Raw genomic sequence first — 17,019 nt, 5'->3', positions numbered from 1 at the left:
TTTTTTGAAAAAAATTAAGAATCAATGTTTTAACTAAAGTAGGTTAAAATAGTTGGGCATAATTAGTGTAATTCACTTCTAAACAATTACTTTTGCACGAAATTTAAGAATACGCAAATGCAACCAATTAGAAATATCGCTATTATAGCCCATGTCGATCACGGTAAGACAACCTTAGTAGATAAAATTATAGATCAAGCTAAAATCTTAGACGATCGTAAAGAACGTACAGATTTATTGTTAGATAATAACGATTTAGAGCGTGAAAGAGGAATTACGATTCTTTCTAAAAACGTTTCTATTCAATACAAAGGAACAAAAATCAATGTAATTGATACTCCTGGTCACGCCGATTTTGGTGGTGAAGTAGAGCGTGTATTAAAAATGGCTGATGGTGTTTTATTATTGGTTGATGCATTCGAAGGCCCAATGCCACAAACTCGTTTTGTATTAGGTAAGGCTTTAGACTTAGGTTTAACGCCTATTGTTGTTGTAAATAAAGTAGACAAAGAAAACTGTACTCCAGACATCGTTCACGAAAAAGTTTTCGATTTAATGTTTGCATTAGAAGCAACTGAAGAGCAATTAGATTTTGCAACTGTTTACGGTTCTGCAAAAAACAATTGGATGAGTACAGACTGGAGAAACCAAACAGACAATATTATTCCTTTATTAGACGCAGTATTAGAATCTATACCTGCAACTAAATACAACGAAGGAACACCACAAATGCAAATAACTTCTTTAGATTTTTCTGCTTTTACAGGTAGAATTGCTATCGGACGTGTATTTCGTGGAGATTTAGAAGTTGGTAAAGAATACATGTTATGTAAGTCTGATGGTTCTACTAAAAAAGTAAGAATTAAAGAATTACACGTTTTCGAAGGAATGGGTAAAGTGCAAGTAGAAAAAGTACCTTGTGGAGATATTTGTGCAATTACTGGTTTAGACGGATTTGAAATTGGTGATACAATTGCAGATTTAGAAAACCCAGAAGCATTGCCAAGAACAGAAATAGATCAACCTACAATGAGTATGTTGTTTACTATTAACAATTCTCCTTTCTTTGGTAAAGAAGGTAAATTTGTTACTTCGCGTCACATTCGTGACCGTCTGTTTAAAGAATTAGAAAAAAACTTAGCATTAAAAGTTGAAACTACTGATAGTGAAGATAAATTTAACGTTTTCGGACGTGGAGTTTTACACTTATCTGTTTTAATCGAAACAATGCGTAGAGAAGGATATGAATTACAAGTAGGTAGACCACAAGTAATTTTAAAGGAAGTTGATGGTAAGAAACATGAGCCAATGGAAACATTGTCTATTGATGTGCCAGAAGAAATGGCTTCTAAAGCAATTAACTTAGTATCTCTTAGAAAAGGAGATATGTTAATTATGGAACCTAAAGGAGATTTACAACACTTAGAATTTTCAATCCCTTCTAGAGGATTGATTGGTTTAAGAAACAGAATTTTAACAGCTACAGCTGGTACTGCAATTATTAACCACAGATTTAGTGAATATGGTCCTTATAAAGGAGACTTTACTGAAGAAGTAAAAGGAGCAATCGTTTCTTCTGCAGCGGGTAAAGCAACAGCATATGCATTAAACCGTTTACAAGATAGAGGACGTTTCTTTATTGATGTAAACCAAGAGATTTATATTGGCCAAGTAATTGGAGAAAATAGTAAATCTGATGAGATGGCGGTAAACTTAATTAAAGGAAAGCAATTAACAAACATGCGTAAATCTGGTACAGATGAAGCGATGAAAATTGCACCTAAAGTAGATTTCTCTTTAGAGGAAAATATGGAATATATTAAAGCAGATGAGTATCTAGAAGTTACTCCATTAAGCTTACGTATGCGTAAGATTGTTTTTAAAGGGTAATTCTTATTCTTAAGAGAAGTATTTTCTCTAAATACTATAGCGTACAAAAAAGCTCAAGTTTTAACTTGAGCTTTTTTTATGTCTTTTAATGAATACTATTCTTCTTATTTTGATGCATCAATTTCTTCAATCATTTTTATAGCCGCTGCTCTTGGAGGATATTTTTTTGATACGATAAACCCAACAAGCATTGCTACGGTAAAAGAAGGCGCAAGTACATCTAATGCTACAAAATACGGCCCAATATCCGTCATCTCTTTAAATATAAAATTAAATACGATCACAGACATAAATCCAGAAATCATAGAGGCAATAGCTCCTTTTTCTGAATATCCTTTCCAGAAAAGAGAGAGAATAATTACAGGACAAAAAGTGGCTGCAATACCAGACCACCCAAAAAGGATTACCCAAAATATTTGTCGATCTGGAGATACGTAGTTTATAATCATAGCAATTATCAATGCAACAAAAGCCATAATCACCGTAGAAATTCTCGATATTTTAGTTAAACTTTCGTCTTTTATGTTAGGTCTAAATATTTTCTGATAAAAATCTCTTGTAATGGCACTCGAAGCTAATATTAATAAAGAATCTATTGTAGACATGATAGCCGATAAAACAATCGCTACAAAAATGGCAACTAATATTGTGGGTAAAAATTCTTCGGTAATCATGCTTAAAACATTTTCACCACTATTTCCTAAAATGGCTTCAGGATCTTGTCCTTCTGATGTAAAGTAGATACGGGCAAAAATTCCGATGGTTACAGCCGCCGCATCCGTAAGTAATGTAAAAGCCATTGCCACCCATTTTCCTTTATCAATTTCTTTTTCATTTTTAATAGACATAAACCTAACATATACTTGAGGAGAACCAAGAAAACCTAAACCAATCATAGAAAATCCTAGAATTGTAAAAAGATTCATCCAACCGTCGGTACTTCTGCCCATTATTTGGGTTAGCGTAGGGTCAATAGCATTTAACCCTGCTGTAATTCCTGCGCCATGATCCATAGAAAACCAAACAACGATAGGCAGCAAAACCAACCCTAAAAACATCAATAATCCTTGAAATAAATCAGACCAAACCGCTGCAACAAAACCGCCAATAAAAATATAGGTAAGCACAATAAAAAAACCTATCAATGCGCCTATTTTATAATCTATTCCTAGCATCGACTTAAAAGCAACACCAGTAACGTCGATTTGAGAAGCAACATAAATAACAATAAATAGTACAAGAACCGAGGCAGCAATAATTCGAAGCGTATGCGTTGTAGATTTAAAATGACTATTTAAGTAATCGGGAATCGTAATTGCGCCATAGGCATCAGATCTTTTCTTAAAACGTTTTGCCATAAATTGCCACGAAACAAACACACCAAGTAATTCTCCTGCAACAACCCAATAACCAGAATATCCAGCTATTGCGCCCATTCCTGTTAATCCTATTAGTAACCAGCCAGATTCTCCTGTAGCTCTTGCCGAAAAAGCAACCGCCCAAAAGCCCATTTTTTTTCCGCCAACATAATAGTCACTCATACTTTTTATACGTCGAGAAGCCAATATGCCGATCAGAAATAAAATACCAACATACACAGCTAATACAGCTATTTTAATTATAAAATTTGGGTCTTGCATACTATTTAATTGTTTGTAGTTAGTTTATGAAATGTTTTACGTCTAAAAATTTAAATAGGATAGGGAGTTATGTTTTTAGATGATGAAAAATAGTTAAAAAAATAGGAATTAGTCTTGTTTCTAAACTAAATCATTTAAGAAATTGCAGAAAATGCAATTAAAAGAGTGAAATTCATTACATTTGAAAAACTTGAAGTGGTTCCCTATATCAGTTCGATTATTTAGTTAGATTTAAGGAATCACCTTGGATTTGTACATTAAATGAACAAAAAAAAGAGAAACATTATTTTGAATACTAGCGAAAATAGTACCACTACACTTACAACCTTAGACGATTTAATAACAGCACTTTCAGAAGGTGATAGGGCAACTTACAATCATCTTATACATTCTGTAAAACTTTCTTCAGAAAATTTTGAAAAATACATTTCATGGTCTGATGAATGTTATACCCGAAATTGTATCGTTGACAACGAAAAATTTGAACTAATCTTAATTTGCTGGTGTAAAGGCCATAGCACGCCAATTCACGATCACGATGGGGAAGAGTGTTGGGTAAAAGTGATTACAGGCGAATTTAAAGAATCCATCTACAAAGAAAATGAAAGTGGAGGCTTAGATATTGTAAAAACAGCCATATCAAAACCAAATCAGGTTACGTATATGAAAGATTTTATGGGATTTCATTCTTTAGAAAACCTATCAGATAAAAAAAGCATATCCCTGCACTTATATGCAAAACCTATTCGTAAATGCAGAATATTTGATGCAGAATCAAACACTTTTGTGCTTAAAGAATTAGAGTACGATACCATTGCATCTTAATAAATTAAAAGAAAAAGTATGTCTACTATAAAAAACGATTTAGCATTATTTAATGAACTCGTTGAAGTTTTAATTAATGAAGAAGATAAAAACCCCGTAGCAGAAAGAATAGAAGCTAGCAAATTATATGACGCTATCGATCTTTCGCTAAATGACGGGGCAATGATTGACACTAATTTTAAGTCTTTATTGAAAGAAGTGCTTATATCAACCCCAAAAACAGCAACTAATTTATTTTTTAATCAGCTTTTTGGAGGTAGACAAAGCAAAGCAATTTTAGGCGATTTATTAGCGGTGATGCTTAATAATAGCATGTATACCTATAAAGTAGCTGGCCCACAAGTAGGTATTGAGCAAGAAATTATTAGACAATCGTGTGCTTTAATTGGGTATGGACCCAGTAGTAATGGCACATTTCCTACAGGTGGTTCTATGAGTAATTATATGGCTTTGGTAATGGGGCGAGACGCTAAAGATCCTTTGTGCAGGCTAAACGGCATGTCTAAACCCATGATTATTTATACGTCTAAAGAATCTCACTATTCGAATGCTAAGAATGCTAGTTTTGCAGGAATTGGGAGAAACAATATTAGGTATATTAAAGCGGATTCTAAAGGTAGAATGCTTCCCAATAAATTGGAGGAACAAATTTTAGAAGACATCGAAAATGGCGGAATTCCTACGTACGTAAACGCAACTGCGGGCACAACCGTTTTAGGCGCTTTTGATCCAATTGATAAAATTGCTAACATTACAGAAAAGTATAACATTTGGCTTCATGTAGACGGTGCATATTGCGGAAGTGTAATTTTTAGTGACAAGTATAAACATTTGGTAAAAGGAGTGGAGAGATCGAACTCTTTTAGTTACAATGCACATAAAATGTTAGGAACCCCTTTAACGTGTTCTATTATTTTAGTGAATGATAAAAAACATTTGCACGATTCGTTTAGCAATGATGCCGATTATTTATATCAAACAGATGGCGACGATTTTAACTTAGGTAAAACTTCTTTTCAATGCGGCAGAAGAAACGATGCCTTAAAGTTTTGGACACTCTGGAAATCTAAGGGTACACAAGGTTTAAAGCAAATAGTAGAGCACCAATTTGATTTGGCAGATGTCGCTTTGGCTTATATAAGAAGCAATCCTGAGTATACCTTGTATAGTTTTGACGATTCCATTTCGGTGTGTTTCAATTATAAAAATGTAGATCCGATGGTACTTTGTACTGCTTTGTACGAGCATCAAATTACCGTGGTTGGTTTTGGTTCTTTTGAAGAAGACACCTTTATTAGATTGGTAACCATAAATGCAAATAACGAACAACAAGACATCTTAAATTTCTTTAAAGTTTTAGAGAATTTTGTTGAAAAAACACCAAGTTTATTAAAAACAGCAGCGATGAGTGTTTAAATTGATTTTAAATATCATTTTACCCTTGCATAAATCTAAATAATAGCATTTATGCACTACTTGAAACGACTGTATTAGAAAGAACTAATTTTAAGGATACAAAAAGCCTCTGAATACTCATGGGCTTTATTTTTGCTTTTTAGTTACAAAGTTCAATTAACAATAGTTAAATTTTGATTATCAATTGGTTGTAACATCATTTAGTTAAGCTTCTTTTTAGTTTATTATATTTAAATGAAAAGTAGTACCTCTTAAATTAGCACTCATAACTTGTGCTATTTTATTTAAAAAGTAGGAGTAATGCCCTTAAAAATTCTACCTAAAAGAACATTAATGATGTTCCTAAAAGGTATCTTTGCGGCAAAATTGGTAAACTACAATTAGTTAGCAATAAACAAGAAATACAAAAATATGAATGCAATATTCACAGATGCTAGTTTTCAGAATATAATGAACGTAGCAAATCGCTACGGAATAAGTGTAAATGCGATTACAGATTTAACGCAAAGACTTATGAGTAGCAACGGGTCAATGGCACAATTCAATATTCCTGAATTAGGTGGTGGTGGCCAATGGATGCAAGGCGGAATGACCATGGTTGGCGATATGTTTAACTATCAGTTAAAAGCTACTGTAGACGGCCTTTGTGTTGAGTTGTCAAACTTAATTCATCAAGGAGCAATACAATACAAACCATTGCCTAAAGTACAAAATCAAGACGGTTCTATGTCTCCTGCAGGTCATTGGTGGGGTAATTTAGGTTTTCCAAATTCTACAGGAAGCCAAAACAATACCAGCTATGCTATATTTTCTAATATTAATCGTTTAGCAATTCAGCAAAACGGAAAAGTAACTATTTTTGATACGTTGGATAATCAAATTGGTGGCGTTGGTCAGCAACAAAGTGGTACGTATTCTGTAACTTTTACGAGCCAATATGGTACGGTAAATTTAAACTCTTTACCAATTATTTCTGGTGGTGATAACAAACCAAAAGAACAGCCAGTGCAACAAAATAATGTAGTTCAAAATCAACAAGCACCAATTATAGAACAAATTCAAGAGCCTTTGCCAATGCAAGTTGTTAGCAATATGAATACAAATACTTTTGAAGAAGATATTTTTAGTAAAATAGAAAAGTTAGCAGGTTTAAAAGACAAAGGGTTTCTTTCGGTTGAAGAATTTAACGCTAAGAAAACAGATTTATTAAATAGATTGTAAAAACAGCATTCTATTTATTTTAAAGCGGAACAAACTAAGTTAAGACTAAGTTCGTTCCGCTTTTTTTTGCTTAGCCACTAAACCTCTTTGGGAAAAACCTAGAATTGCAATTTAGAGTTTAAAAAGTAAGCATTAAATATTACGATTGTTGTCAGTTCGAGTGATTTCGATTTTTCATCGAAATTGTATCGGCATCTCGATACAATCCCGTCCAAAAACCGGATTACTCGATGTGACAGCGTTATTATTGCATCTCGATACAATCCTTACCAAAAACGGTTGGTTTTGTACTTATTAACAAGTAAAAGCGACTTTTTTATGGCATTACAAATTCGGTGTTAAAATGCAATTTTGCAATTATCCAAAAAAGCAACTGTGCTTATCTTCTTTAATAATTGCTATAATTTTACTTAAATGTGTAGATTCTGGGAAGGGTGCATAGAGTTCCCATTTACCACTGGCACGCATCCAATATAGTTTCCAAATTTTTGTAGATTTAACATGTTTAATTCTTGCAAACTCCATGTTTAGCGTCTCTGATGGGTTGTCCCATTGAGGTCTTATTTCAAATAAGTTAACAACATTTGTGTTATATGTATACCCAATATCTATTTGTTTTCTAATTTCTAGATCTTCTGGTCGCAAAGATTCGACATAATTTTTGATTGTAACTTCGTTAATGTCTATGATTTTTGTTGTCATTTTAATTTTGTTATAATTTATACCTACATTTTTTAGCTAAAATACTTATTAGATATTTAAAACCTAGCAAAATATTTAAGCTGTTTATTCAATTTCAATCGCATCAATTTCTTGCATTAAACGATGCGTTTCAGTAAGCGAAACAATAATTTTTGAATAATGAAAAATATCATCAAATTCTAATACGCGGTCTTTACGGTCTTTTAACCATTTTTGTGCAGGTTGATATCCGCCAATATAAAACTCCCAAGCAATTAAGGGCACATTATCAAAATATTGAGTGTCGTTTATCCAAACTTTGCCTAAAACGTCATTTGCAGTAACAGATTGCTTCACGCTGTTCGCAATGACGTTTGGCTCAAAACCAATATCTGTTTTGGTTATTTTTCTGCGGATAACATTATCGCCTTCACCTGTATAATTGGTAATAAAGTCGTTTACTTTCTCGCTTTCTAATAAGTGTAACTGTCTTATTTCGCCGCCTAATTGTACCAATTTCCAAAAGGTTTTTGTGTCTTTCGGATACGGAACTCTTGGAAAATCTATCTTTAAAAACTCTTTGTATTTTTCTCTGTAGGTTGGACTGTGTAAAACCGCATAGATATAATCTAAAATATCAATAGGCGCAAAAGTTGTTAAATTAGAAACGTCATTGCCATTTTCTCTGTCATTGCTAAAACTTCCGTCATTGCGAGGAACGAAGCAATCTGTAACTTTACCATCCGTTTCTTTTTCATTTACAAACACCAACCCTAACTTTTTAGCAATTTCGTTTACTATTTTTAAATTTAGGTTTGGAGTTCTTTCTACGGATGAATTTTCTATAGATATTTGATTGTTTTCCTCTGGATATAAATATAATGGAAAGTTATAAGTTTGATAACTATAAAAGTTCTTATCAATTATACAGTTTGTAACCATAATCTGGTTGAATTTATCATTAGGAATTATACTTCGCATTAAAGACAATCCAAGATTTTGATTATTAAATTGTCTAACTAATTCTTGTCTTGGATATTGAACAATTCCTTTTGTTTTACCAGTATATAATACGTAACGTTTATCAAAAGCCTTGTACATTGTTGGTAGAACTCTGATTTCAGTTGACGAGTTTAAATCTTTAATAGCATTTTTTATTGACCAATCTCTGCTATCTTTTAAGCCATATTTACTTTGAATATCCTCTACTGTTTTGTTTTGAAAATCATCAATTAAACTATTAAAATCATCTTTTAAATTAACAACAATTGAATCTCTGCCGCCAACCATTCCACTAGCTTTGAAGTTAATTAATTTGTCTATTTTTATTCCAGACTCATATTCTTTAATACCATCATAGTTTTTTTGTATAAATAGATAGTTTGGTTGTTTATTTTTAATGTGATTCCAATTGATAGGATTAATTGAGTTTTCTTTCAGAAAATCGTATTTAAACTCTCTTTTACCAAACAAGTCATAATGCAAAACCTGTCCTAATTCATTTGTTTTCTTTTTGCCTGTTTTCACAAAGATATTAATGGAAACGCCTTGCATAATATCAAATACATTTTGGTCTGGACTTCCGTCTGGTGCTGTTTCTTTTTTCTTAGCATTACCATGCAAATCTAAAATATAGACTTTATCAAAAGTCTCTAAAATGTTTTTACGCATTTGTCTAAAAACAATTCCATCAATAAAACTATTATTAGAAATATAAGCTAGGATACCTTCTCCATTTTTTTCAATATAATATTGTCCGTATCGAATAAACTTAACATAATCATCAGAAAGAGAATTATAACTTCTTTCATTTAAATCTTTTTTATAATCAATTAAAAGATTTTCAATCCATGCTCCTTTATTAGTACTACTTACTGCATACGGCGGATTTCCAATAATACACATCACAGGCGTATCGCGTTTAATATGGTTGGCTTCGTTGGCTTCGCTACTTAACCAATTGGCAAATAAGGTACCCGTATCTGGGTGATATTCTTCTAAAGAATTGGTTAAATACACTTTGGTTCGTTGGTTTTTGGTGGCTTTGAATCCCGTTTCTTTTAACAATAAGTCTATTTGTAAGTGAGCCATTGCATAAGAAGCCATCAGCAATTCAAATCCATTTAAACGAGGCAATAAATTGTTTTCTGCGTAGCTGCTCCAAATGCCTTCTTGCCCTTTAAACTTTTTATGAACGTGTTTTATAACTTCCGCCAAAAAGGTTCCTGTTCCCGTTGCTGGGTCTAAAATTTGCACTTTATGTACTTCTTTTTCTACTTCTGTATAACCACTTTTAAAGTTTTTATTGGCAATATCCGTTTGTACTTTTACGGTAGTTTTAGAGCTGTCTGCCAAACCTTGCGGTAGGTTAAACTCGGTTTTTAAAATATCATCAACCGCACGCACAATAAAGTTTACAATAGGCGCAGGCGTGTACCAAACACCTCTTGCTTTACGCAGTTTTGGGTCGTATTCTGCTAAAAAGGTTTCATAAAAATGGATAATTGGGTCTTCCATTTTGGTAGATTTCCCATAATTCTTTAAAATATCTTCTACGTTACACGCTAAAAAGATTTCTGATAAGTTTTCTACAATCCATTTAATACGGTCATCAATATCGGGTCCGGCAATGTACCCAAACAATTTTCTTAAAAACGGGTTCGATTTAGGAATGAGTTCTGCTGCTTCTTGACGGCTAAACGTATCTAAAGTAGGGTCGTGCAAACGAGCAGCAAACATGCCATACGCAATTGTTTGTGCATATACATCTGCAAAACCTTTGGGTGTAATATCATGAATTAAAATATCTTTAAAAGCCAACATTTGCTCTTTAAGAGTACTATCTTCTTGATGGTTTTCGTCACTCGTTAGTGCTTTTTCAATAACATCAGACAATAAGCGCGCTTTACCCGCCATCATTTCTGCCAACTTTTTAGAACTTTTTATAGTTTGGCCAACATGCGTTGCAAAATCTTTAAGAAGATTGGTAAAAGTTTCAAAGTTTTCTTTAATGGGTTTTATTTGATTATTTACTACTTCTGCAATGGCAATTTTGGTAATAAACGCACCATCTTGGTAGATATGAAAATCTAAATAATCGGTAAAAATAAGGTTGGTTAAAGAAGCCTTGTATCTATCAAACTGTTCTTTATTACCCGTTTTCTTTTTACCCTCTAAATCTTTATCGCCAATATCTTTCGCCTCTATAAACCCAACTGGAATGTCTTTTTTAGTTAAAATATAATCTGGTGCACCACAAGATTGCCTTTTAGGCTCGTTGGTTGCTCTAATATCTGGTAAAATGGTTTCTAATAGTTGTTGTAAATCGCCTCTAAAAGTATGTTCTGTTGCGTTACCAAGTGTATACCTTTGGTTTAGGTTGTCTATATAGCTCTCTAAAGTCATGTGTCAATTATATTTTCTAGCAATTAAAGTTTAAAAATAGTCTTTTTTATGATTTAATAGCAATATAAAATGAGCTTACTAACAATGCTTTTAATTGTGTATAAACTTTTACTTAGTTGCTTATAAGGTTTTAGTACAAAGCTTATAAGGTTTTACTTGTTTGCAGCTAAGGTTTTGTATAATTATTGTACAATAAATGTATAAAAGTTGTACAATAAATTTGTAAAACTTGTACAATAAAATTAATAAAAGTATATTGTTAAATTGTAACTTGTAGAAACCAAGTGTCTAAATAGGTAGAGCAAGATACAGAAATTAAATTTAAAATATGGCATTACGATACAGAATTACCAAAAGGAGCAATAATATTGGCGATAAAAAAAATCAATATATTTTACAGGCAGTAAATACAGGTACTATAGATTTAGATAGCCTAAGCGAATACATTAGCCAGGAGTGCACATTGCATAGTGTAGATGTAAAAGCGGTGCTAATTGCGTTGGGAACAAAATTAGATTTTTTTTTAAGGGATGGCAAAATTGTAGATTTAGGCGATGTTGGCAAGTTTAAAATGGGTTTTAAAGGCACCGCAGCAGAAACGCCAGAACTATTAAGTGTTAAAAGAAACATCAAGAAATTTCATGTTAATTATCAGCCGTCTTTAAAATTAAAAAGAAAATTACAAGCGGGTATCGATGTTTACAAAGAAGGTAGGTTGTTGTAGGTTAATTTATAACTGCATCTCGATACAATCCCGCTCAAAAACGGGATTACTCGATGTGACAATGTTGTTAGTAATTACGTTTGTTGCCAGTTCGAGTGATTTCTATTTTTCATCGAAATTGTATCGGCATCTCGATACAATCCCGCTCAAAAACGGCATCACTCGATGTGACAGCGTTTTTTATAGTTACGATTGTTGTCAGTTCGAGTGATTTCGATTTTTCATCGAAATTGTATCGAGAACCGTTATGTAGAAATAATTTATAATTGCATATCGATAAAATCCCGCACAAAAACGGGATTACTCGATGTGTCATTCCAATAAGTTTTTTAACTCAAATCGCAGAACGGGTTAATAATTGTTTAAATATTTTTAAAACAAATCGATTTTTGATCAATTATAATTTTTTCAATTTAAAAGAGCGCTTAATTTAAAATTAAGTACAAAAATATTCTTTTTGGGACATTAATTAGTAAATACAGTTAGTTACTATTCACTTTACATATACAGATCAAGTACAAATCACCTAATTTTGATGTATAGAAGTTTGGTTTTATTGTAAAGGGCAGATCTCCGCAAATACGTATGTTAACGGGGGTTTACATATTATTTGCACTGCCCTTTTTATCACTATAAACTTAGTACTAAAGACTTGGTTTTTTATAAATTAATTTTTTTAATTTTTAATCATTGTTGCGCTATAAAAGACTCAAGACCGCATCACTTTTAGACCCAAGAAACTACTACTTTATTCTAACTACCTGACAAACAAATACAACTTAAAATAAAACGCTCTGTGTTATCTTGTTAAAATTATTTAACAAAGTGAGAGGTATCCATGAACAACCTCGAAGTAGAGCTATCGAGGTATCAAGCGGAAAGAAGCGTATTTTTAGTTTAATGAAAACCAAGGTTTTTAAACTTTACTCTTGACTATCGACGCAAAGCATCGGGGAATTCTATCGATTAAAAAAAACGCAGAACCACTTATTCTAAGAAGTTTTATCAAACTAAAATATTTTTTAATTGTACACTAATGGGTATAAAAGCAAAAATCATTTTATCTCATTTTTAATTCGTTTTTTTTAATAGATCATTTGGTTTAATACCAAATCTTTTTAAAAACACTTTGTTAAAGTACGTTCTACTGTTTAAGCCCACTGCATAAATAACTTCATTTAAAGTTTGATAGGTTTGGTTTAAAATATACTCGTACGCCTTTAATAAACGAATTTCTAATATAAGTTTTCCAGGCGTTAAGCCAGTATTCTTTTTTAATATTAGTGATAAATGTTGCTGTGAAAAAGCACACTCTTTGGCTAAATTTTTAACACTAAACGCTTCATTTGCAATATTTAAAATAATAATACGATTAATTTTTTCCATTAACACTGAAAAAGACCCACTAAAATCGACAATATCTTTATCTATATTCTTAACTTTATTTTTATAAATGGTATTTTCAAGTAAATTATGAACTCTTGCTAAAAGCTCTTCATTCTTAAAAGGTTTTGTAATACAATCGTCTATGCCAATACTTAATTCGATAGTTTCATAAATGATTAATGGCGTTGCCGTTATCATTATAAACGGAATATTCTTGTAGTTCTCTAGTTTATTTAGTGCTGCTTTAAACTCAAAACCGTTCATTTGAGGCATTTTATAATCAGAGATTACAATATCAAACTGTTGCTGTTTAGCTATTTCTAAGCCCTTTACTCCATTAAATGCAAATGTGCAGTTTAACTTAGTATCTAGCAAGTCTTTATAATAAGAAATCATTTCAATATTATCATCTACAATTAATGCTTTTGGTAAATTATTCTTAACAGACACTTTGGGGTGCATTCTAACGGCATGCACACATTGGTACTCTTGGGCTACCGTGCACACATAAAGAGATTGGTGGGGTATTTCTAAAGGGATCTGTACGGTAAAAATACTACCAATATCTGGTTCACTTTTTACGCTAACAATTCCATTTAATACTGTTACTAGTTCATGCACCAAAGAAAGCCCAATACCAAAACCACCATTCTCAGAGTTTTTTTCTGTTTGTTGAAAACGATTAAAAATAGTATCTAATTCATTTATTGAAATACCTACGCCCTCATCTATAACCGTAAGGATATAATATTTTTCTTCGATATTAGAGGTCACATAAATAGTCTTTTCGGTATTCGTATACTTAATAGCATTCATTATTAGGTTGCATATTATTTTATTAAGATATTCATACTCAAAATCAATAGAAACTTCTGTTTTTATATTCGATTTGTAATACAGACCTTGATTTTTTAAGTTCGCACAGGCTTCAAAAGAAAAAACAAGTTCCTCTACGAAGTTTCGAAATGGCTTCAGCGTTTTTTTAGCTTTTAATTCAACAACGTTTAATTTAGAGAGGGTCAAAAAATTATTCAAAGAATCAATCATGTGTTCACTGGTATCAATCGTTTTTTCTGAATACGAAACAATTTTGTCAGTATTCATACTATTATTCTTGATTAAGTTTAAATACCCAATTATAATAGAAATGGGTGTTCTTATTTCATGAGATAAGTTTTCTAAGAACTTCTTTCTTTCTTTGGCTGTTTTTTTAACAAATTCGAGTTCAAGTTTTAATTTACGGCGCTTTTCTTTTTTATGTATAGAAATTATAGTAAAAGCACTTAATATAACTACCACAATTAATACCATAACTAGAAGAAGAATGTCTGTATTTTTTTTAAAAAGCGTTTCTCTAATTTTAGTACTTTCTTTAAAGTGCACTAACTCTTTTCTAATACTATAATTAATAAGAATCCCTTTTCTTTCTAATTCTAAAGAGTTTATAGAATCTTCTATAACTTTATATTGTGTATAATATTGAAATGCTTTTTTGTAATTCCCCTTATTTTCCTCAATTTTAGACATTATATCATAAATATATGAATGCGAAGACATGTTAGATCCTTTTAACACTTTTAAAGTTGTATCAATATATTTTTCAGCAGTTTTATACTCTTTCTTGGCTATGTATATCTGGGAGAATAATTTATTTTTGCTAAAAAGGTATTCCAAAGGAAGTTCTGCCACATTGCTATTTTTTTTTGCAAATATCAATGCAGAATCTATTTTATGATTACCTAAATAAGTATAGCTAATTGCATTATTATATGCGAATAGATAAGGGCTGTTTAATTTATATAATTTTTTGTTTATATTTTTTAATACTTCTAAAGATTGTTTATATTTTTTGTCTTCATAAAGAATCTTTCCATGAACTAAAAGAATGTGATTACCTAATAAGGGGTCTAATTCTATCAAAGGGTTTAATTGATACTCATTAAAAATTTCATTTAATGTGTCAAAAGTACTGTATGCTAAACTTATATTTTTAGTAACTAAATGTAAATTGATAAGTTCTATAAGGCATGTTAATGTTTTTTGCTTGTCTTTAGTTCTTTTAAATAAATTAAAAGCAGTGTAGTATGCCTCTAATGCTGCGGAATAATTTAATTTTTTCTCTTCTATTCCTGCATAATAAAATTCAGAAAATGCTAATATTTTGTTATAATCAAAATTTAATTTTAAAGAATCTTTAAATATGTTTTTTATGATGCTGTTTCTGTAATATTTAACAGAATCCAATTTATCTTTGGTAGCATATAAAGCCATAACATTTAATGATGCTTTTAACCTTGCATGTTGAATAGATGAAATAGTATCTATTTTATTATTATTATTAATAAGTGATAGTAAATAAAGACTTCTTTTTTGAATAGTGTCTATTGGTAACGTCTTAATTTCTTTTATTAATTTTGATGAAAATTCTAAAACAGTGGCTACTTGATTCGCATTCTTTGAACTTTGTGAATGTGCAGAAAAATGTAAGGAAAAAAGGAGGAGGAGTAAATATTTCATAGTTTTATTTAATTTTAAATTTTAAGACACATAAAGAGGTTTTAACTGTTTTAATTCTGTGTTTAATCAGATAATATTTGAAGTATTTAATAACAATAAATTATTAATTTTACTAGTATTTCTAAATAACGAAGCTATTTTTTAATAAAAACGGTTTAAGTAGTTAAATTGCTATAGTTATATTGTATTCAATTATATGGGCTTTAATTTTTGGTGAAATTATTTTTGTTATGTAGCTCTTAATCTAGTACTTATATTTATTTTCAACATTTTTAAAAAATATAAATGATACACGATAACACCTACACTTAAATTATTTTTAATTCATAAAAATAATTTATTACGATGTTTTTAATTTAAAGCTATACTAAAAAAAATAATGATTTACTGTATAACACTAAGAGATAAGTGTTGTTTTTTTAAGGAGAAATTGTAATATATTTTGCTAATTAAGTTTCGTATAACTTCAAAATATTGTCGTTTTTCTTAGGAGCGACTTTTTTCTTTTTAGAGAGTGGTATTGATTTTTTTATATAAAAAATAAAAATTATTATAGACGATAACGTTCTGTATTCTGATTTTTTGAATACTTTTAAATTTAGATGTAATTTAAACATTGATAGTTTGTTTAAATAACAAGAAGTTATGAAAAATTCAGTGTTCATTTATTTTTTATAGATTGTTTAAAAGTGTCTTTAAAATAAAAACACAATATAAAATATATGAGTGGGGGACATTTAAAATAACTACCTTTAAATTAAAGAAATAGATAAATTTTAATGGTACTTGTTATAAAATAATTGTTTATTTAAAACTTTTTTTTATGACCAGTAAAAATTGCTTTATGCAATTATAACTTGCTGCAAAATACATTATTTTATTTTATTTAACTATCAAAAATATGAAAATAAAAAATAGGAATGCGAAAACTCTTTTCTTTCAAGTATTTAAACCTATTTAAATAACATACAGCTGCGTTTTAATAATTACAATTAAGCACTATTAGGATACATTAGATAAAGAAAATGACACAATAGAACACGCTAGAGACAACTCTTTAAAATATTTATATGAACTACTACCAAATGGCGATATGCTAAAATAATTATTAGCTAGAAGTAGACATTCACTTTCATTAGTGACCTATTAAAAATATTTTTAGTTTAATTAACACTCTTTAAGTAACTGTTTTTAATGGACACTTCGCTTTTTTAAAATAATTTCATAAAAATAAAGTAGCTAATTTCATTTTAAGTTATCCCTGTTTGTTAAATAGGTAATATTAAATCTTGGTTCATTGATTACCAGTAGGTT

Annotated in this window: 9 protein-coding genes; 5 read left to right on the top strand and 4 right to left on the bottom strand. The window is 30.6% G+C overall.

Translation table 11 applies throughout. The features are described 5' to 3' along the window. Window positions 1–117: 117 nt before the first annotated feature. Entirely contained in the window at window positions 118–1,890 is a 1,773-nt protein-coding gene (gene typA, locus BTO16_RS04880; RefSeq protein WP_105020515.1) for a translational GTPase TypA, read from the top strand. A gap of 104 nt (window positions 1,891–1,994) precedes the next feature. Here the strand turns inward: typA and BTO16_RS04875 are convergent, their stop codons facing one another. Next, window positions 1,995–3,530, bottom strand: coding sequence for a sodium/proline symporter (locus BTO16_RS04875; RefSeq protein WP_105020514.1), 1,536 nt, complete (start codon window positions 3,528–3,530; stop codon window positions 1,995–1,997). Between the two features lie 261 nt (window positions 3,531–3,791). Between BTO16_RS04875 and BTO16_RS04870 the strand changes: the two genes are divergently transcribed. The 3 genes from BTO16_RS04870 to BTO16_RS04860 all read left to right on the top strand — a co-directional run bounded on the left by BTO16_RS04870 (window position 3,792) and on the right by BTO16_RS04860 (window position 6,992). Beyond that, window positions 3,792–4,355, top strand: a complete 564-nt coding sequence (locus BTO16_RS04870; RefSeq protein WP_105020513.1) for a cysteine dioxygenase — start codon at window positions 3,792–3,794, stop codon at window positions 4,353–4,355. A gap of 18 nt (window positions 4,356–4,373) precedes the next feature. Then, window positions 4,374–5,771, top strand: coding sequence for a pyridoxal phosphate-dependent decarboxylase family protein (locus tag BTO16_RS04865; RefSeq protein ID WP_105020512.1), 1,398 nt, complete (start codon window positions 4,374–4,376; stop codon window positions 5,769–5,771). 411 nt (window positions 5,772–6,182) lie between these two features. Next, window positions 6,183–6,992 carry an SHOCT domain-containing protein gene (locus BTO16_RS04860; protein ID WP_105020511.1) on the top strand — a complete coding sequence of 270 codons (810 nt, stop codon included), beginning with the start codon at window positions 6,183–6,185 and terminating at the stop codon, window positions 6,990–6,992. 357 nt (window positions 6,993–7,349) lie between these two features. Here the strand turns inward: BTO16_RS04860 and BTO16_RS04855 are convergent, their stop codons facing one another. Together BTO16_RS04855 and BTO16_RS04850 are read right to left on the bottom strand one after the other, a co-directional pair. Then, on the bottom strand, window positions 7,350–7,694 hold the full coding sequence (locus tag BTO16_RS04855; RefSeq protein ID WP_105020510.1) for a DUF3024 domain-containing protein: 345 nt from the start codon (window positions 7,692–7,694) through the stop codon (window positions 7,350–7,352). 84 nt (window positions 7,695–7,778) lie between these two features. After that, window positions 7,779–11,078 (bottom strand): type ISP restriction/modification enzyme, encoded by a 3,300-nt coding sequence (locus BTO16_RS04850; protein WP_105020509.1) that lies wholly within the window; start codon window positions 11,076–11,078, stop codon window positions 7,779–7,781. A gap of 328 nt (window positions 11,079–11,406) precedes the next feature. Between BTO16_RS04850 and BTO16_RS04845 the strand changes: the two genes are divergently transcribed. Then, complete coding sequence (locus BTO16_RS04845) at window positions 11,407–11,802, top strand: HU family DNA-binding protein (protein WP_105020508.1); 396 nt, start codon at window positions 11,407–11,409, stop codon at window positions 11,800–11,802. A 1,071-nt stretch (window positions 11,803–12,873) separates the two neighbouring features. Here BTO16_RS04845 and BTO16_RS04840 read toward each other — a convergent pair. Then, window positions 12,874–15,705 (bottom strand): hybrid sensor histidine kinase/response regulator transcription factor, encoded by a 2,832-nt coding sequence (locus BTO16_RS04840; RefSeq protein ID WP_105020507.1) that lies wholly within the window; start codon window positions 15,703–15,705, stop codon window positions 12,874–12,876. Window positions 15,706–17,019 lie beyond the last annotated feature (1,314 nt).

This window comes from Polaribacter glomeratus (assembly GCF_002954665.1).
Taxonomy (GTDB): Bacteria; Bacteroidota; Bacteroidia; order Flavobacteriales; family Flavobacteriaceae; genus Polaribacter; species Polaribacter glomeratus.
The sequence above is the reverse complement of the archived record's forward strand: the minus strand, read 5'-3'. Positions and strand labels throughout refer to the sequence as shown.